This window comes from Lacrimispora struthionigena (genome assembly GCF_048627165.1).
Classification (GTDB): domain Bacteria; phylum Bacillota; class Clostridia; order Lachnospirales; family Lachnospiraceae; genus Lacrimispora.
Window position 1 is genome coordinate 63,137 of sequence record NZ_JBMBWP010000001.1, and the last position, 18,573, is coordinate 81,709.

An 18,573-nucleotide genomic window follows, 5' to 3' on the forward strand; every position below is an offset into this window, starting at 1 on the left:
TTCCCGAAGCCAGCAGGCTACGGGGACGGTGTTTCATTTTCGAGCTTTGCATTCAGCTGATCTTTCCGGAAGGTGTCGTATATACTCAGAAGCTGGGGGCGTTTTACAACGCCTATTTTTTGAAATATGTTATGGATGTGGGTTTTCGCTGTTCCAAGAGAGATAAATAAATCATCGCTGATCTCCTGATTTGTTTTATCTAAGAGCAGTACTTTTAAAATTTCACGTTCTCTGATTGTTAAATGGTAGGTCTCACAGAAACGATGCAGAATGCTTTCTTCAATATCAGAAGGCAGACTGGAGTGAGTATGGCAGTTTATAGAATTCACAATTGTATTGTTGCGCAGTGAAGTTTTTAAATAATACATTAAATAGCAAGCGGAAAATGCAGCGTGGGTCAGATACATAATATCGGAGGTGATACTCCGGTTATTCATATTGATATAGTATTTGGAATACACATCAAAATGAAAAATTACAATGGAATCTTCCGCGATAATACAAAGGTTCATAATAATCGTGAAACAAAAAAGCAATCTGCACCATTGATAGAACGAGCCCTGATAAAATTCAGGGTTCTTTTTTATTGTCCATAAAACCTCTGCACCTACATAGGCATTGTAAAGCTGGCTTGGCAGGTAATAGAGAAAGATCTTCCATGCACTGTTATCCAAAGCAGGGATGAAAAACATGTAGGTTACATAGATGCCAAGAATACTGAAGTCATACCAGGTTATTTTTTTATTGATCAGATTTTTAAATATGATCAGATAACCAAGTGACATAGTTAAATAAATTAATGTCTTATGAGTTGGTACGATCATAAAAATCCGATTATAGTTTTCTGCAAAACTCTGAAACTGTTCTGATGCGAAAGTCACAATATCATCTATTATAATTGCCGAGTAAATAATCCCGATCCAAAGCAGAATCTTATCTTTTCCATTAAGAAACAGAAAAAATGACATCCACATAATCCCGGAATAGACAATGATGATAAACAAATTGTAGAGAAAGCTAACACCCTTTTCCATATGTGCCTCCAGTTCGTAAGCCGTTGATTGTAAGTTAATATCAGTATAACAAAATAAAAACTTTTTTCAACTGCGAAATTACAAAATTCGACAAAAATATAGTGCAATATGCACAAGAGTTTAGAAAAGTTTATGTGTAAAACAGTAAAAAGTGTTATAAAGTTCTACCCGTTAGCTACATTCTCAACCGGTCTAAAAACTGCTATTTTCGTCTTGTGAGAGCGATTCACAACGGCAATCACAGCAAAAACAAAATAAAGGAGGTTTCACCAGTGGCTGTAAAAATAGTTCTTGCCTTAGGCGGTAATGCCCTTCAGTCAGGAAAAGGAGAAGCAACAGCGCAGGCTCAGCTTTCAGTGGTTCATAAGACTTGTGAGTATATTGCAGAAATGAACGAACGCGGGTATGAAATGGCCATTGTACATGGAAATGGACCCCAGGTCGGAAGAATTCTTATGGCTTGTGAAGCAGCAAAGGATGTAACACCGCCAATGCCGTTTGATGTATGCGGAGCCATGTCACAGGGATATATCGGATATCATCTGCAACAGGCGCTGAAGTATGCACTGAATAAGAGAAATCAGAATTTCCCCGTAGTCACCATTGCGACTCAGGTTGTAGTAAATGAGAAGGATCCTGCATTTCTAAATCCAACCAAACCAATTGGTCCTTTTTATTCAAAAGAAGAAGCCGATGAGCTGACAGCATCAAAAGGATACGTAATGAAGGAAGATGCAGGACGGGGATACAGAAGAGTTGTTGCATCACCTCTTCCGCAGAAAATTGTGGAAATTGATGCAGTAAAGGAGCTTTGGCCAAAAGCAATCGTAATTACCTGCGGAGGCGGCGGAATTCCGGTTATTGAACACCCGACTGGCTGTCTTTGCGGAACTGCAGCAGTGATTGATAAAGACTTTGCAGCAGAGCTTCTGGCTGAACAGGTAGAAGCGGACATCCTTATGATTCTTACTGAGGTAGAGAAGGTTGCAGTTAATTACAATAAACCGGATCAGAAGAATCTGGATCACTTAAGTATTTATGAAGCAAATAAATATTGCGAAGAGGGACAGTTTGCTCCCGGAAGTATGCTTCCAAAGGTGCAGGCAGCCATGAAGTTTGTAAGATCCAATCCCTCCAAAAAAGCAATTATCACTTCTCTGGATAAAGCAATTGAAGCTTTGGACGGAAAAACCGGAACTGTATTCACTTTTAATTAAATAAAAAAACAGGAGGATTCACCATGAGAGCAAACGGAATTCGTCATTTTATTGACACCAATGATTTTACAAAGGAAGAACTGTTAGACATCATTCATCTTTCCTTAGAGATCAAAAAAAGCATTAAGGCAGGTTACAATCCACCCCTTATGAAGGGAAAGACACTTGGTATGATCTTTCAGCAGTCTTCTACAAGAACCCGTGTATCCTTTGAAACTGCAATGGAGCAGCTTGGCGGACATGCCCAGTACTTAGGGCCTGGTATGATTCAGCTTGGCGGTCATGAGACCATCGGTGATACAGGAAGAGTTTTATCCCAGATGATCGATGTGGTTATGGCACGTGTCATCGAGCATAAGAGCGTAGTGGAACTGGCAAGTGCAAGTTCAATTCCAGTATTAAATGCAATGAGCGACTATAACCATCCAACTCAGGAAATCGGCGATCTGTGTACAATCGTAGAGCATCTTCCAAGAGGAAAGAAACTGGAAGACTGCAAGGTGGTATTCGTAGGAGACGGCACTCAGGTATGTGCTTCCCTTGGTTTCATCACAACAAAGCTTGGCATGCATTTTGTTCATTATGGACCTGAAAAGAACCAGCTTTTAGAAGAACACAAAAAGATCATGGAAGAGAACTGTAAGATATCAGGCGGCACATGGGAAGTGACCGACAACCGTGAAAGCGTAAAAGGTGCTGACTTCATTTACACAGATGTATGGTATGGCCTTTATGAAAACGAGACTCCAAAAGAAGAGAGAGTTGCTACATTTAAAGATTACCAGGTAAACAGAGATTTGATGTCTCTTGGAAATATCGGATGCAAATTTATGCACTGTCTGCCGGCTACAAGAGGGGAAGACGTAACCGATGAGGTACTTGACAGCGAAAGTTCCATTGCATTTTTAGAGGCAGGTAACCGTCTGACTGCAATGAGAGGTCTGCTGGTTTATTTCACTCAGTATCAGAGAGAGCAGGCAGCAAGCGAACTGCAGATCGCAGCAGCAAAAGAGCAGTTAGAAAAATTCATGGATGAGAGACATATCAGATAAGGGGGAGTCACCATGTCAGAAGCGCCAAAGAAAAAATTTCGTTTAATCGATGCCATAATGACCGTAATCTGTGTCGTATTTGTGGCAGAAGCAGCAGCACCGGTAGCAGCAATCGGTAATTCCCAGTATTTCTGGTGGATCTTTCTGCTTATTACATTCTTGCTGCCATATGGCCTGATTTCATCAGAACTTGGTACAACCTATGAAGGGGACGGTGGAATGTATGACTGGGTATCAAAGGCTTTTGGAAATAAGTGGGGAGGAAGAGTATCGTGGTATTACTGGATTAATTTTCCCCTCTGGATGGCTTCTTTGGCGCTGATGTTCCCTAATATTATCAGTTTGCTGACAGGAACCGAAATGGGACTGGTTCCATCTTTACTGATCGAACTGGCTTTTGTATGGATCATCGTATTAATCAGTTTTAATTCAATTTGTGACAGTGCCTGGATTTTAAATGGGGCAGCTGCAATTAAAATTTTAATTGCCGTTACGTTAGGAATACTTGGTATTTACGGAGCCGTAACCCATGGTGTAGCAAATGAATACACCTTATCCTCCATGCTTCCCAAATTTGATTTAAACAGTTTATCCTATATATCCGTAATTTTGTTTAACTGCCTTGGATTTGAAGTAGTCTGTACCTTTGCGGGAGATATGGAAAATCCGAAAAAGCAGATTCCCCAGTCAATCATTGCAGGAGGTCTGGTAATAGCAGCTATTTACATCTTTATGGCATTTGGAATCGGAGTTGCAATTCCTTCCGATCAGATCAGCACCAGTACAGGACTTGTTGCAAGTGTTCAGATTTTAACTGGTTCAACAAGAGGTGTGATTGTAATTGCTGTAGCAATTGGATTTTTGCTTACGCTTTTTGGAAATATGATTTCCTGGTCACTGGGAGTAAACAATGTGGCCGCTTATTCCGCGGAAAATGGAGATATGCCGGGAGTATTTAAAATACGCAGCAAAAAAACAAATATGCCAATCGGTTCAGCAGTTATGAACGGTCTGGTTGCCAGCCTGGTTCTTATTATTGCTCCGTTTATGCCAAATGAAGATTTATTCTGGAGTTTCTTCGCACTGAACCTGGTTATGTTTCTGCTTTCTTACCTGCCTGTATTTCCTGCATTTATTAAGCTGAGAAAGACAGATGCAGATACAGAACGGCCGTTTAAAGTTCCAGGCAGTCCGTTATTTTTAAAGATATTAGCAAGTCTGCCTATGATACTGATTGTGGTTGCACTGATTTTTACGGCAATCCCATTAAGCTTTGATACAGAGACTCTGACATCAAAGCTCCCAATTACCATAGGTGCGGTAATATTCATTATAATCGGTGAAGTAATTGTTAACAGAAAAAGAGATAAATAAGAGAGAAGGTATTTATTATGGCAAAGAGAATTGAAAATACAACCCCAAAGCAGGACGGTTACCGTATGCCTGCAGAATTTGAAGAACAGGAAAGAGTCTGGATGCTTTGGCCGGAAAGACCGGATAACTGGAGAAATGGTGCAAAGCCTGCACAGACCGTATTTGCCCAGGTTGCAAAAGCGATCCGTCAGTTTGAGCCGGTTACCGTATGTGCGTCACCAGCCCAGTTTCAGAACTGCCGTGCACATCTGCCATCTGACATTCGTGTGGTAGAAGTAACCAGCAACGACGCCTGGATTCGTGACTGCGGACCAACCTTTGTGATCAATGACAAAGGCGGAATCAGAGGATGTGACTGGACCTTTAATGCCTGGGGCGGACTTGTTGACGGATTGTACTTCCCATGGGATCAGGATGATCTGGTAGCGCAGAAAGTATGTGATCTGGAAGGAATTGATTCCTATCGGACAGAAGGATTTGTACTGGAGGGGGGATCCTTCCATGTAGACGGTGAAGGAACTGTAATTACAACCGAAATGTGCCTGTTAAGCGAGGGCCGCAACCCTCTTATGACAAAAGAAGAAATAGAGGAAATGCTCTGTCAGTACTTAAACTGTGAAAAAGTGATCTGGATTAAAGATGGAATTGATCCAAATGAAACCAACGGCCATATTGATGACGTTGCCCAGTATGTAAGACCAGGTGAGGTTGCCTGCATCTGGACAGAGGATGAAGAAAATCCGTTCTATGCAGAAGCACAGGCTGCTTACAAAACTCTTTCTGAAGCAGTTGATGCAAAGGGACGCAGGCTTAAGGTTCACAAGCTCTGCCTTACTAAAGAGCCAGTACGGTTAAACGGTGCAGACTCCATTGATATGGTAGAAGGAACTCTTCCAAGAGAAGATGGGGAAATCTCCATTGCTTCCTATATGAACTTCCTTATCGTAAACGGCGGTGTAATTGTACCACAGTATGGTGATGAAAACGATGCATTGGCTTTAGAGCAGATTCAGGAAATGTTCCCGGAGCGTAAAGTAGTGGGAGTACGTACCGAAGAGGTAGCATTTGGAGGCGGAAATATCCACTGCATTACCCAGCAGCAGCCAAAAGTAAAATAATCAGATAAAATATTGAAAGCGTATCAGACTCATTTTCTACCGTCTGATACGCTTTTTTGTATATCAGCCACATAATGAAACTTTGTCAGGGTAGTTTATATAATTTGTCAGGAGGATAGAAAAAGTTTATCCCGTATAATTATTAGAAAGAGGTATAATAGGATTGTACAAAAGTTAACAGGGGGATCAGGGATGAGTCATATTTTAAAAAGAATCAGCAGTAGATTAGATGATTTTAAATTAAAGAAAAAGCTTAGGATACTCTACATATACAGCGTACTTCTGCCAATTTTTATAACAGATAGTGTGATTGTTGCCATATTTATAGCATCAGAAAGTGCATCCATGAAAAAGGGTATGGAGAATACCGCAAGTGCGGTAAAATACAATTTTTTCTATGATATTGAAGAAGCGGCTGGTACAACTAAGAAAATATATATGAATAAATATGTGAATCAGTTTATGGATAAGCAGTTTGAGTCGGAGCTTGATTATTTTTTAAGTTATCAGGCTTTTATGAAAGATTCGTTGTTTGAAAGCAGCATCGGAACGACAGCATCTTCTATCACCATGTATGCGGATAATCCCACCATTGTAAGCGGAGGGGAATTTAAACAGCTTTCCACAGTAAAAGACCAGGAGTGGTACAAGTATTTAAAGGGCTCAAGCAGGGATGGGGTGCTTTATATGTATTACGATGAGAGCAGAATTCCCACTGTAGATTCCAAACGGAAAATATCCTTTATCAGAAAATTGAATTTTTACAAAAGAGATGGGTGCGAAAAGCTTGTAAAAATGGATATAGACTATAGCACCATGGCGCGGAGCTTTATAAAAATGAATTATGAGGCCCCGGTTTATGTGTGCTGGAATGATAAAATTATTTTGTCCAATCAGGGTAATTACGGACAATGGAAGGATTTTGAGACCTTTGATCTGCAGGAAAAAGTGGGCTACCAGATGAACTTTGCTTCCTACGGGGCTGAGCTGACAATTTATGTTCTAAAGCCCCAGACAGTAATCGTAAGGCAGATGTTAAAGAATATTCCCCTGTTCATACTGCTGGTTTTTATTAATATCCTGCTGCCTCTGGGATTTATGATAGCGATCAATCAATCCTTTACCGAACGGCTGAAGGAGCTGAGTCAGGCCTTTAAGCGAATTGATGATGAAAAGCTTATGAAGATTGAGAACATCAGGGGAGAAGATGAAATTGGAATTGTAATGCGCAATTATAATCGCATGGTGGCTACTATTAATGAGTTAATCCAGACTGTTTATATTAACCGTTTAAAAGAGCAGGAGATGGATATCGAACGGCAGAAAGCGGAACTTTTAGCGCTTCACAGCCAGATTAATCCCCATTTCCTATTTAACGCATTGGAGAGCATCCGTATGCACAGTCTGCTAAAAAATGAAACAGAAACCGCCAGCATGGTGGAACGGCTGGCAATAATGGAGCGCCAGAACTTTGACTGGGGTACGGATTTTATCACTGTAAGGGAAGAGATTTCATTTGTAGAGGCATATCTGCAGCTGCAGAAGTACCGTTTTGGAGATCGGCTTTCTTACCGGCTTGATATTATGGAAGAATGTATGGATTACCGGATTCCAAAGCTGACCATTGTTACATTTGCTGAAAATGCCTGTATTCATGGCATTGAGAGTAAAACAGCAGATGGGTGGATTTTTGTTCATGTATATTTAAAAGATGAAGTGTTTTATATTGAGATCGAAGACACCGGGGATGGAATGGAAGAGTCATTTTTGGATGAATTGAAATACAAGATGAACCATGCCAGTATTGAGATGCTAAAAGCTAAGAAAGGAGTAGGCATATTAAATGCCTGCCTGCGGCTTAAGATGGCAACAAATAATATGGTAAGCTTTGAGCTGGAAAGTGAGGCCGGAATTTCAACCATGGTAACAATTAAAGTTCCGGTATCAAATATATAGAAATAATGGGGGGTAACTATGATACGTGTCTTATTAGTGGATGATGAACCATTTATTGTTCAGGGGTTAAAGGTACTGATTAACTGGGAGGAAGAAGGCTATGAGATTGTCAAAACGGCTGCAAATGGAATGGAAGCTCTTGATTACCTGAAAAATAATCAGGTAGATTTAATCATTGCAGATATAAAAATGCCTGTGATGTCAGGAATGGAACTGCTGGAAATTTTGAGAAAAGATAAGATTTCCCGTGCAGATTTTATCATATTAAGCGGTTTCAGCGATTTTTCCTATGCCCAGCAGGCAATTCGATTTGAATGCTTTGATTATATATTAAAGCCAGTTGTGAAGGAAGAGCTGCTCCGGGTACTGCACCGGCTGAATTATCAGAGACAGGGCACTAAAAAGCAACAGCTTAACAAAATCAAAATGGAGAAGGCATATCTTGCCAGAAATATGATATCTCTTATTTTTGGGAAATACGACCAGATCAATCTGGATTATATCAGAAAACAGATGCAATGGTCCGAAGGAATCAGTTATGTGGACATCGAAATTGACAATATTGAGCAGATGGAAGAGCTGATGGATGAGGAAAAGCGTAACCAGCAGAGAGAACTTTACCGTGCCTGCCTTGCATTTTTAAAAGGAGATGGGGATCATTGTATTTTTGATGTTTCAAGTCATGAAAAAAGCTATGATATTGGTTTTATTTATTGTGATTATATGGCAAAAAATGCTGGGGAGACTCAGAAAGCGTATCTGGAGCGGTTTAAAAAGTACCTAAATGAGGCCATGAGCCTGCCGGTTGTCATGCTGGTAGGAAAAAAGGTAAATGATATTTCAAAAATATCTAATTCCTATGGGGCAGCCAGAATCCTCCGCTCTTTTCAGGCTTTTCGCAAAAAGCAGCCCATCTATTATTATGAAAAAGAGGTACAGGTAAATAACAATGGGATCGTATTATGTAAACAATATCTGGATGATCTGCTGTTTGCAGTGGAGCAGAATGAACGGGGAAGAATTGAGGAAAGCGTAGAGCGGCTGTATGAAGAAATGAATCATTTAAGATTTGCCATGGACACGGTTAATTTGAATATTAACTATCTTTTATTCCAGCTGATCCATCTGGCATCCGAGCAGGACGGATATGTAAATCAGGAAGAAATCATGCTCTATATCAGTGAAAATGTCTTTGAAGGAGATATGCTAAGAGGCGGAAAAGAGCATTTAATCCGGTTATCCTGTGAATATGCGGCTTACTTAGAACAGCTGCGAAAGCATGTATCAAAGGATATTCTCCATGAGGTGGAGAAGGATATCAGAAAAAATTACGCTAAAAATCTTTCATTAAGGGAATACAGCAATAAATATTATTTAAACAGCGCCTATTTAGGTCAGCTGTTCCGGAAAAAGTACGGAATGTCCTTTAAGGATTATTTAAATAACTGCCGTATTGAGCAGGCGGCAGTCAGGCTGTTAAGAACCGATCTTAAAATATACCAGATTGCAGAGGAGGTTGGGTACCGGGACCTGGATTACTTTGTAAACCGTTTCATTTGCGTTAAGGGCTGTACACCGTCAAAGTTTAGAAAGGGAGGGGAAAATAGAGAGAAATAGGGCAGATTATGGATACTGCTTCTATAATTTACCCTGTGTTTTTATTAGCTTTCTCCAGTTGTGAAAACACAGCTTTGAAGTAAACTATTAATATAAAAGAAAAGGGAGGATATGACGTTGAGAAAAAAACAGTTTACAGCTCTGCTTGTGGTCGGTGCCATGGTGTTGCAAACTCTGACTGGCTGCTCTAAGGGGACAGCAGCTACCGGCAGCAGTACAGCCAAAGAAGACGGGGGTATCAAAGAATTTACCGCTTTTTTTGCAGTACCGGGAGACGAAATCAATGATGACAATGAAATTCAAAAGCATATTGCAGAGATTACAGGAGCCAAAGTAAAGGAAACCTGGCTGACCGGACAGACAGCGGAAGAAGCTGTGGGAACCCTGATAGCAGGAGGAGAATATCCCGATTTTATATGCGGCAGTGACGGAACCAGCCAGCTTTATGATGCAGGAGCACTGGTCGCACTTGATGATTATATTGATGATTATCCCAATATCAAGAATTTCTTTACCAAGCTGGAATGGGAACAGCTGCGTCAGGCTGATGGCCATATCTACTGGATCCCTCAGTTCAACAACAGCTATGAAAAGGATATGCAGACCACTCACAACGATGAGGCCTTCTGGATTCAGACCCGTGTACTAAAATGGGCAGGATATCCAAAGATCACCACCATGGACGAATATTTTGACTTAATCGAGCGTTATCAGGAAGCCAACCCCACCATGGAGGATGGAACAAAAAACATTCCATACACGATATTATGTGATGACTGGAGATATTTCTGCCTTGAGAATGCTCCGTTGTTCCTGGACGGATATCCCAATGATGGAAGCTGTATTGTAGATCCTGAAACGAAGAAAGTAATTGATTACAATACCACTCCTACGGCAAAACGCTATTTCCAGAAGCTGAATGAAGAATTTAAAAAGGGAATCGTTGATCCGGAATCCTTTACTCAGATCTATGATGAATATATTGCAAAGCTTTCCACAGGCCGTGTACTTGGAATGATCGACCAGTGGTGGGATTTTTATGGGCACGTGAATGATGCAATCAAGCAACAGGGGCTGGAGGACCAGGGCTGTAATTATGTACCCCTTCCGGTTACCATTGACAAGGGAGTAAAAAACAGATGGCATACCTCCGGGGATACGTTAAATGTAGGTTCCGGTCTGTCTATTACCGTAAGCTGTAAAGATGTCAGAGGAGCTTTAAAATTCGTAGATGATCTGTTAAGTGAAGAAGTGATCACTCTCAGAAACTGGGGAGAAAAGGATGTGGATTACCTGGTGGATCAGGATGGTTTATTCTACCGGACACCTGAAATTCGTATGAAAGTTACCAATACCGCATACAAAGCCTCTCATTTATGTCCTTATTCCTATTTCCCAGTCTGGGGCGGAATGAGCCAGGATGGAATCAATGCAGCAAAACCGGAGCTGCAGCCCAATGAGTTCCTGGATAGTCTTCCAAAGAATGTACAGGAATGCCTTCAGGCATATGGCTGCAAAACCTATGTTGACATGGTAGGAGAAAATGAAATTCCTGGTCCATGGTATCCGATTTATACGTTTGTTGGAACCATGACTACGGCAACACCGGGCGGTACCGCATGGATTAAGATGAGAGAATTAAAACATGAGTATTTACCAAAGGTTGTCATGGCACCTGATTTTGAAGCTGGCTGGGAAGAATATTTAACTGCTTATGAAACCTGCAATCCACAGGCATTTCTTGATGAAGTACAGCCGGAGGTAGACAGGAGAATTAAAATTGCAGAAGAAGCGGCAGCAAATTAAATAGTAGAAAACAGGCGGTGCAATCATAGATATCTGCGCCAGCCTGTTTTTTAGCAAAGGAGTGATACCATGGCATCCATTGGAAAGGTTAAAAAAGAACGTATCAATTGGAAAGAAATAAAAAAGCAGAAAGTGCTCCTGCTGTTGTCTGCAGGCTATGTGATTTATGGATTTATATTCTGTTATCTTCCTCTTGCAGGCTGGCTCATGGCATTTGAAAACTATAAGCCGAAGGAAGGTTTTTTTCACTCAAAATTTATAGGGCTTGCAAAATTCCGGCAGCTGTTTCTTGATGATGGATTTATTCGTGTCATCAGAAATACCCTGGCTATGGGAGTTATTAATTTAGTTACTACCATGGTCACCGCAATTGTGTTTGCGATTCTCTTAAATGAAGTGAAGTCACAGGGGGGGAAAAAGGTTGTTCAGACAATTTCATATCTTCCACATTTTTTATCCTGGATTATTGTTACCGGCATTTTGCACGATGCTCTGTCTGGGACGGGGATAGTCAATGATCTTCTGGTTCGTTTCCAGCTGTTAAAGGAACCTCTGAATTTTTTTGCATATCCTAAGTATTTCTGGTGGATTGTTGCTTTTGCCAATGTCTGGAAGGAAACTGGCTGGAATGCAATTATCTATCTGGCTTCCATCACAGCCATAGATACATCTCTCTATGAAGCGGCTGCCATTGATGGAGCTGGAAGATGGGCCAGAATCAAATATATCACCCTGCCTGGTATTAAGCCTACGATGATTATTCTTCTTTTGATAAATTCAGGAAATGTTTTAAATGCCGGTTTGGAAGTCCAGTATCTGTTAGGAAATGGACTTGTGCAGAGTGTATCTCAGACGATTGATATATATGTTTTGAAATGGGGTATCAGTCAGGGAGATTATTCCCTGGGTACAGCAGCAGGAATATTTAAAAGTGTGGTAAGTATTACCATTGTATTAATTGCAAATGAGATGGCAAAGCGGGCCGGCGAAGAACGCTTATTTTAAGGGGGGCAGATATGACTAATCATAGAATGTTACATAAAAGGAAAAGTTCATTGGGTAATAAGATATTTGTTTTCCTTAATACCATATTCATGGTTCTGTTTGTGATCATTACCCTTTATCCGGTTTGGAATACACTGGTCCTGGCCTTTAATGACGGAACCGATGCTCTGAGGGGAGGGCTGTATTTATGGCCCAGAAAATGGACATTACAAAATTATATTACAGTGCTTCATAAAAAGAATCTGCTGGTAGGAGCTTATATAAGTGTTGCAAGGACGGTGATCGGCACCATTACAGCACTGGGGGCCAATGCCCTTCTTGCTTATATTGTAAGCCGGAAACGGTTTCTTTTTAAGAAACAGCTCTCCTTATTCTGGGTTATTACCATGTACGTAAACGGTGGAATGATTCCTGTCTTTCTTTTATATAAGGGCTTAGGTCTTACCAACAGCTTTCTGGTCTATATAATTCCCGGAATGGTAGGAGCCTTTAATATGCTGGTGATCCGGACATATATGGTAGGGATCCCTGATAGTCTGGAAGAGTCGGCTCAATTAGATGGAGCCGGAGACCTGGTTATATTTACAAAAATCATCTCACCTTTATGCAAACCGGTATATGCAACCATTGCCTTATTCTGTGCAGTAGGTCATTGGAATTCCTGGTTTGATGCCATGCTCTATAATCGGATGAATGCCAATCTGACCACACTGCAGTATGAACTGATGAAGTTATTGTCATCTGTAAGTAATCAAAGTAATTCTGTAGAATCCATGAAGAATGCGGTGGCAGCTGTAACGCCCACTTCGGTCCGCTCTGCTGCCACCATACTTACCATACTGCCTATCGTCTGCCTTTATCCGTTTCTACAACGGTATTTCGTCACAGGTCTTACAATCGGTGGCGTTAAAGGATAAATATTATTGGCTTTTGGCACCTGCCGCGGGGTTTTCTCCGCGGCAGTAATCATACCCCCGGTCCCCGATTCGTTTCGTTTTCTTTAGCTGAAACCACATAACTGCCCATGGCTGCAGTGAAATAGAAAAGGAAATAGCCAAAGCGGAAGCACTTACTGATTCCGTATGAATCAACGGCTGTGCACTATCTTTTAGTATCTTTGTTTCTTCTTTTGAGGGCCAGGAAGGTTCTCCCATATCATGCCAGATTTTTCTGGGATTTCCATGAACTTCATCAACTGTTTTTGTAAGCAGACAATATTCTCCGTCTTCATTCACCGGTAATGTTAAAGAAAGGCGCAGGCATTCCCTTTGCCCAAGGCATAGATTCCAGGCGGCTGCGCAGTAGCTTCCATCCTCTTGTTCCATAACAATCAGTTCGTCGGAACGGTGAATGCATTTGCCCTGAAGCTTTTTAAAGAATGCAAAGGTCCAGAATGTGGGTTTTGGTATTGTACCGTTTGCAACCAAGCCGAATCCACCGTGGAATGGGGTAAATGGAACTCCCTTTTCCTCAAAAATATCACCAAAGGTCCAGTAAGAGTAGGATTCACACAGATCACCCATCTTAGATAAAAACCATGCCACATAAGCGGCATTGACTGTGGTGTCGTGAATCGGACTGTCAGGGCTGTAGGAAGTGTTAAATTCTGTAATATGCATGGGAAGCCCCTGAAACCCTTCAAAGCTGTCTATAATTTCCCGGGAAACCTTAAGCTCCTCCATGGCGGTTTGGGGATCTCTTAGGGATCCGTAGCTGTAATGACCGCATTGCTCCGGGTTATCCCACATGTAAAGGTGACGCGTGATAAAATCCGGTTTTAACTCCTGTGCTCTGCAAAACTCCAGAAATTGCTTCAGCCAGAGAACGTCGTCAACTCCGCAGATTGCCGGGCCTCCAACCAGAAATCGGCTGTCAGTCTTTTTAACAGCATAATAGGTCTTCTGAAACAAAGTAAAATATTCTTCTTTGTCAGCCCCTTTCCAGAATCCGGGAAGATTTGGCTCGTTCCATACCTCAACCGGCCAGGTCACCACCTCTTCTTTCCCGTAGCGGTCAAAAAGGTGCAAAAGAACTGCCTGTACCAGATCTGACCACGCCTCATAGCTTTTTGGGGGTGTAACATTTCCTTTCCAGTAGAACACGGTCTGATCGCCGGAAGCCATTTTCTGAGGCATAAATCCAAGCTCTAAAAAAGGCTTAATCCCAAGATTCTGATAGGCATCCATGACCATATCCAAATAGGTAAAGTTATATTCTGCCCTGATGTGACCTGACTCATCCGTATACTCCTGATAAATTGCCATATCATCACAAAAGATTCCGTGTCCTCTGATGTGGCGAAAACCAATCTGCTCCTGCACCAGTTTTAACTGTTCCTGATACTGCTGCTGCAAAGTTAATCCCATTCTGCCGGTTCCTACACAAAAATCTGCATGATTCTTAAAACTGTACCCTGTATCATTTTGAATTGTATAGCTGATTTGCTTTTCCATATGAATCCCCTTCTCCGTAATTTGCTCTTAATTATACCATTTTTTAACTTGAAAATAAATGTATCTGCCATAAAAAGCAGCCTGCTTACGGGAATGATTTTAAGGTCCCGTAAATAAGCTGCTTTCATTTTTATTGTTCCTCTTCAAGAGGTGGAGGCGGTGCTACAAAATTCTCCGGAATGCCAGGATCTTTCATATTATAAACCCGGCTGTATTCCTTGGTTTCCTGATTCTTTACCGTTTCAGACCGGTTCATAGACAAAAATTTGGTCAGTTCATAACAATCTACCCAGATCTCATTGTTTCCTTCTTTCTGGGACTCATCAAAGATCAGCTGAAGTCCGAAATGAAGGTGAGGCTCATTAATGTTATTGGTGTTTTCTGTCCGGCTGTATCCCGTCCGGCCCAGATATCCGATGACATCTCCGGCGTTTACAATACTGCCTTGTTTTAATGATTTATGATAGGGATAATTTTTTCTTAAATGAGCGTAATAGTAATAGCGTTTTCCGTCAAAGCTACGAATGCCAAGTCTCCAGCCGCCGTATTGATTCCAGCCGATGGCTTCCACATAGCCACTTTCCACAGCGATAACCGGAGTTCCAACCTGCCCCATCATATCATGCCCCAGATGCTGGCGCTTGAATCCATAGGATCTTGCAGTCCCGAAATCGTCAAAATCGTTATAGGGAAATCCTTTGGCAATGGGAGAAAATCCTTTTAAACCGTATTTTGTCACCCATACTTTATCTGGATTAACCGAACCGTCCGGCAATAAGTCCGGCGTGGCGTAAAGCGGTGCATTGGCGGAAGGGATCTGAATCTCATATTGCCCAACCAAACCGTCTAACACGGCTCCATAGGCTTCCCGGTAATACGAATAGTATTTCATTTTGCCGGTCAGTTCTTCCATGGTTTTTCCAGAGAGAAGCTGTTCGGCAAGTGAATCTAAATCTTTGCTGGAATATCTGGAGAAGTCTCCTCCATATCTGGCCCCCAGATAGGCAAGTAAATCCACCCAGTTTAAATGAACCTGGGACTGGCAGGTATTGACATCATAACGAAAGGCTTCCTGCATGGCTCTTGCAGTTACGTTAAAATCCACCCATTTAACGTATTTTTTTGCTTCCGAAGAGCTGGCCTTCCCTTCCTGGTTTACAACTGGAAAAGAGAATCTGCCGCCGGGAGAAATAAAAAAGAGGGAGACTAAAAGAAACGTAAGAATGACTACTTCTATGTATATAATCAGATGATGCCTTGCCACTGGGAAAGATGTAAAACTCTTTTTGAATGGGTTCATAAGAATTCTCCTTGTCGTTCCATGTTAGATGCATGTGAAAAGGGAAAGCAGCTTTCTTTGGCTTTCCCATATAAGATATGCAAAAAGGACAGAATTTATGACGGAAAAGGTGGAACGAGAGTCAGTCTTGGAAAAAAGAAGGGTTCATGCTATAATTTCAGCTAAGAATGGATTTGATGGAGAAAGAGAGGTTTCTAAATGAATAATTTTGAATATTGCGTACCAACAAGGGTGATTTTTGGCCGTGACACCCATAAAAATATTGGAGAATTGATTGCCGGATATGGATTTAAAAAGATTCTAGTTCATTTTGGCGGAGGAAGTGTAAGGGAAAGCGGTCTTTTAGATCAGGTGGAAGATTCCTTAAAGAATTATGGAATTGAATACGTACTGCTTGGAGGAGTAAGGCCAAATCCGGGCCTTGGACTTGCAATGGAAGGAATAAACCTGTGCAGAAAGGAAAATGTTGAATTTATTCTTGCTGTGGGGGGAGGCAGTGTAATTGACTCTGCGAAATGCATAGCTGACGGAGTATTAAATCCGGATATTGATCCGTGGGATTATTTTATGAAAAAAGCCGTTCCTGGCAAGGCTCTTCCTCATGGAAATATTCTGACACTGTCTGCTTCCGGAAGCGAAACCAGCTTGTCCTGCGTCATAACCAAAGAAGAGGAAGGCCTAAAAAGAGGATTTAACAGCCCCACACACCGCCCATTGTTTGCGGTGCTAAATCCTGAGCTGACCTTTACTGTGAATAAGTTTCAGACTGGCTGTGGAACGGTGGATATTATGATGCATACACTGGAACGGTATCTGGGAGGATCTACGAAAGATACTCCTCTTACAGACCGGATTGCCGAAGGACTATTAACCTCCGTAATGGAAGCAGGAGAGAAGGCGGATAAAAATCTGGTGGACTATGAGGCTCGCGCCACCCTCATGTGGGCTGGAAGCCTTTCTCATGACGGACTGACTGGTCTTGGAAGAGATTATCTCATGCAGGTGCATCAGCTGGAACACGAACTGTCCGGGCTATATCCTAATATCGCCCACGGTGCCGGTTTATCTGCTCTGTTTTGTTCCTGGGCCAGATACGTATGTAAGGATGCACCAATGAGATTTGCCCAGCTGGCTGTAAGGGTATTTAACCAGGAGATGGATTTTGAAAATCCTGTTTATACAGCATTAAAGGGAATCGATCGGCTGGAAGCATATTTTAAAAGTCTTGATATGCCGGTTTCTTTGCGGGAATTAAATTCCGGCATTACCCAGGAGGATTTCTTACTTATGGCGGATAAATGCTCTTCAAAGGGAGAAAAAACCCTGACAGGAATCCGTGAATTGGGAAGAGAAGATATGATAGAGATTTACCGTATGGCATTTTAAAAATATTGGTATTATTAAAAAATCGGGACGGTGCGAAAACCGTTCCGATTTATATTTAATAACAATTGTAGCATCCCATTTTACAGATACTCGTCACAACCGCCCTGGCCTTATCATGTTCTTTGCAAAAGGGTTTAAAAATGCAAACCATGGTGATTGCATTCTGAGGAGGTCTGGTCATAATCGTGGAGTTGCAGATAAATCGGAAGTTGACTCCCCTGGCTTCCTGTGTTGCCACCAGATATGGCTTGTAGGTAGTGCCGCGTAAATCCCTGGTGGCCTCATAGAAAATAGCCAGGTCTCTGCAGTCGACGTCACGGTAAGGGGTAAAGCCGCCCGGGCACAACATATGAGAAACTCCTTTGCTTTTTCTATTGTTATATGATATGCAGTGCCGGGGACGAGCGTGATTTTTTTATCAGGAAAGTTTAATAATTTCTTTGTCTTCCGGAATCAGAAGTTCACCAGAAAAGAAAGGACTTCCTTCACTGGTATAGAGCTCTTTTCTGCTTTTTAAGTTCTTATCCTCTGTATGCCATAAAATCAAATGCTCTGCCTTTAAGTCCTCTGCAAGTTTACAGGCATCGGTGACTGTACTGTGATGCTTTTCGTAGGGCTTAAATATATCCCGGTCCTTATAAAGGCAGAAAGTTTCATGGAGCAGCCAGCTGGTTCCTTCAACAAATTCATGGCATTTGGGATTATAGGGCTCATCTCCGCAAAAGGACAGGCGTTTTCCGTTACGCAGAGTTGTGGTAAATCCATACTGCTCTGCTTTTGTGGAAAGAATATCAAAAAAAGTGATGTCATATCCAAGTATGGATCTGGTTTCTCCGTCTTCTACCGGAATTAAATGAATTCTGGAACCAATGAGATCATAAAATTTTTTCTGCAAAGTGAGTCGGCAGAGAGTATCGATTACGGAAACCAGATTTTTATGGCTGTAAATGTTTAAATCTCCATCGTAGTTTCCCGCTTTAATTCTGGCTCCGATAAAGCGCACCATCCAGATAATACCAAGAATATGATCGGTGTGTTCATGAGTTGCAAATATATGGTGAATGTAAGACAGATCCACATTCATGTCATCTAATATAGAGAAGATTCCGTTGCCGCCTCCTGCATCAATCATAAAATATTCTTCGTCATTTTTTAAGGCAAAGCAGGTATTATAGCATTTAGTGGCAGCGGCATTGCCGGTTCCGAAAACATATAATTGTTCCATATGTATCTCCTTTTTCTGGGGTGTTCCCGG

Annotated in this window: 15 protein-coding genes; 10 read left to right on the forward strand and 5 right to left on the reverse strand. The window is 41.6% G+C overall.

Going from position 1 to position 18,573, the window contains the following annotated elements; genetic code table 11:
* Window positions 1–17 precede the first annotated feature (17 nt).
* Window positions 18–1,034 (reverse strand): LuxR C-terminal-related transcriptional regulator, encoded by a 1,017-nt coding sequence (locus tag ACOAOT_RS00320; RefSeq protein WP_420215118.1) that lies wholly within the window; start codon window positions 1,032–1,034, stop codon window positions 18–20.
* Between the two features lie 272 nt (window positions 1,035–1,306).
* Here ACOAOT_RS00320 and arcC point away from each other — a divergent pair, with 272 nt between their 5' ends.
* The 9 genes from arcC to ACOAOT_RS00365 all read left to right on the forward strand — a co-directional run bounded on the left by arcC (window position 1,307) and on the right by ACOAOT_RS00365 (window position 13,096).
* On the forward strand, window positions 1,307–2,251 hold the full coding sequence (gene arcC, locus ACOAOT_RS00325) for a carbamate kinase (RefSeq protein ID WP_420215119.1): 945 nt from the start codon (window positions 1,307–1,309) through the stop codon (window positions 2,249–2,251).
* Between the two features lie 23 nt (window positions 2,252–2,274).
* A complete protein-coding gene (gene ptcA / locus ACOAOT_RS00330; protein ID WP_420215120.1) occupies window positions 2,275–3,303 on the forward strand; it encodes a putrescine carbamoyltransferase in 1,029 nt (342 codons plus the stop codon).
* A gap of 12 nt (window positions 3,304–3,315) precedes the next feature.
* Window positions 3,316–4,677: an APC family permease gene (locus ACOAOT_RS00335; RefSeq protein ID WP_420215121.1), complete on the forward strand. Its 1,362-nt coding sequence runs from the start codon at window positions 3,316–3,318 to the stop codon at window positions 4,675–4,677.
* Window positions 4,678–4,694: 17 nt separating this feature from the next.
* Window positions 4,695–5,795 carry an agmatine deiminase gene (gene aguA, locus ACOAOT_RS00340; RefSeq protein WP_104438321.1) on the forward strand — a complete coding sequence of 367 codons (1,101 nt, stop codon included), beginning with the start codon at window positions 4,695–4,697 and terminating at the stop codon, window positions 5,793–5,795.
* Between the two features lie 192 nt (window positions 5,796–5,987).
* Window positions 5,988–7,751: a sensor histidine kinase gene (locus tag ACOAOT_RS00345; RefSeq protein WP_420215122.1), complete on the forward strand. Its 1,764-nt coding sequence runs from the start codon at window positions 5,988–5,990 to the stop codon at window positions 7,749–7,751.
* Between the two features lie 18 nt (window positions 7,752–7,769).
* A complete protein-coding gene (locus tag ACOAOT_RS00350) occupies window positions 7,770–9,368 on the forward strand; it encodes a response regulator transcription factor (protein ID WP_420215123.1) in 1,599 nt (532 codons plus the stop codon).
* A gap of 117 nt (window positions 9,369–9,485) precedes the next feature.
* Entirely contained in the window at window positions 9,486–11,174 is a 1,689-nt protein-coding gene (locus tag ACOAOT_RS00355; RefSeq protein ID WP_420215124.1) for a type 2 periplasmic-binding domain-containing protein, read from the forward strand.
* 69 nt (window positions 11,175–11,243) lie between these two features.
* Window positions 11,244–12,179, forward strand: a complete 936-nt coding sequence (locus ACOAOT_RS00360; protein WP_420215125.1) for an ABC transporter permease — start codon at window positions 11,244–11,246, stop codon at window positions 12,177–12,179.
* 11 nt (window positions 12,180–12,190) lie between these two features.
* A complete protein-coding gene (locus ACOAOT_RS00365; RefSeq protein ID WP_420215126.1) occupies window positions 12,191–13,096 on the forward strand; it encodes a carbohydrate ABC transporter permease in 906 nt (301 codons plus the stop codon).
* A gap of 3 nt (window positions 13,097–13,099) precedes the next feature.
* On the opposite strand, the gene ACOAOT_RS00370 is transcribed toward ACOAOT_RS00365, so the two are convergent.
* Window positions 13,100–14,632: a GH39 family glycosyl hydrolase gene (locus tag ACOAOT_RS00370; RefSeq protein WP_420215127.1), complete on the reverse strand. Its 1,533-nt coding sequence runs from the start codon at window positions 14,630–14,632 to the stop codon at window positions 13,100–13,102.
* Window positions 14,633–14,762: 130 nt separating this feature from the next.
* Window positions 14,763–15,932 (reverse strand): M23 family metallopeptidase, encoded by a 1,170-nt coding sequence (locus tag ACOAOT_RS00375; RefSeq protein WP_420215128.1) that lies wholly within the window; start codon window positions 15,930–15,932, stop codon window positions 14,763–14,765.
* A 198-nt stretch (window positions 15,933–16,130) separates the two neighbouring features.
* Here ACOAOT_RS00375 and ACOAOT_RS00380 point away from each other — a divergent pair, with 198 nt between their 5' ends.
* Window positions 16,131–17,318, forward strand: coding sequence for an iron-containing alcohol dehydrogenase (locus tag ACOAOT_RS00380; RefSeq protein ID WP_420215129.1), 1,188 nt, complete (start codon window positions 16,131–16,133; stop codon window positions 17,316–17,318).
* A 55-nt stretch (window positions 17,319–17,373) separates the two neighbouring features.
* Here the strand turns inward: ACOAOT_RS00380 and ACOAOT_RS00385 are convergent, their stop codons facing one another.
* Together ACOAOT_RS00385 and ACOAOT_RS00390 are read right to left on the reverse strand one after the other, a co-directional pair.
* Window positions 17,374–17,667, reverse strand: a complete 294-nt coding sequence (locus ACOAOT_RS00385) for a hypothetical protein (protein ID WP_104438311.1) — start codon at window positions 17,665–17,667, stop codon at window positions 17,374–17,376.
* Between the two features lie 69 nt (window positions 17,668–17,736).
* Window positions 17,737–18,549 (reverse strand): MBL fold metallo-hydrolase, encoded by an 813-nt coding sequence (locus ACOAOT_RS00390; protein WP_420216628.1) that lies wholly within the window; start codon window positions 18,547–18,549, stop codon window positions 17,737–17,739.
* Window positions 18,550–18,573: the final 24 nt, after the last annotated feature.

Bases quoted from the DNA above. Each gene is read 5' to 3' on its own strand.
- ACOAOT_RS00320 (WP_420215118.1), bottom strand. From the start codon at position 1,034: ATGGAAAAGGGTGTTAGCTTTCTCTACAATTTGTTTATCATCATTGTC.
- aguA (WP_104438321.1), top strand. From the start codon at position 4,695: ATGGCAAAGAGAATTGAAAATACAACCCCAAAGCAGGACGGTTACCGT.
- ACOAOT_RS00350 (WP_420215123.1), top strand. From the start codon at position 7,770: ATGATACGTGTCTTATTAGTGGATGATGAACCATTTATTGTTCAGGGG.
- ACOAOT_RS00360 (WP_420215125.1), top strand. From the start codon at position 11,244: ATGGCATCCATTGGAAAGGTTAAAAAAGAACGTATCAATTGGAAAGAA.
- ACOAOT_RS00365 (WP_420215126.1), top strand. From the start codon at position 12,191: ATGACTAATCATAGAATGTTACATAAAAGGAAAAGTTCATTGGGTAAT.
- ACOAOT_RS00370 (WP_420215127.1), bottom strand. From the start codon at position 14,632: ATGGAAAAGCAAATCAGCTATACAATTCAAAATGATACAGGGTACAGT.
- ptcA (WP_420215120.1), top strand. From the start codon at position 2,275: ATGAGAGCAAACGGAATTCGTCATTTTATTGACACCAATGATTTTACA.
- ACOAOT_RS00335 (WP_420215121.1), top strand. From the start codon at position 3,316: ATGTCAGAAGCGCCAAAGAAAAAATTTCGTTTAATCGATGCCATAATG.
- ACOAOT_RS00380 (WP_420215129.1), top strand. From the start codon at position 16,131: ATGAATAATTTTGAATATTGCGTACCAACAAGGGTGATTTTTGGCCGT.
- ACOAOT_RS00385 (WP_104438311.1), bottom strand. From the start codon at position 17,667: ATGTTGTGCCCGGGCGGCTTTACCCCTTACCGTGACGTCGACTGCAGA.
- ACOAOT_RS00375 (WP_420215128.1), bottom strand. From the start codon at position 15,932: ATGAACCCATTCAAAAAGAGTTTTACATCTTTCCCAGTGGCAAGGCAT.
- ACOAOT_RS00345 (WP_420215122.1), top strand. From the start codon at position 5,988: ATGAGTCATATTTTAAAAAGAATCAGCAGTAGATTAGATGATTTTAAA.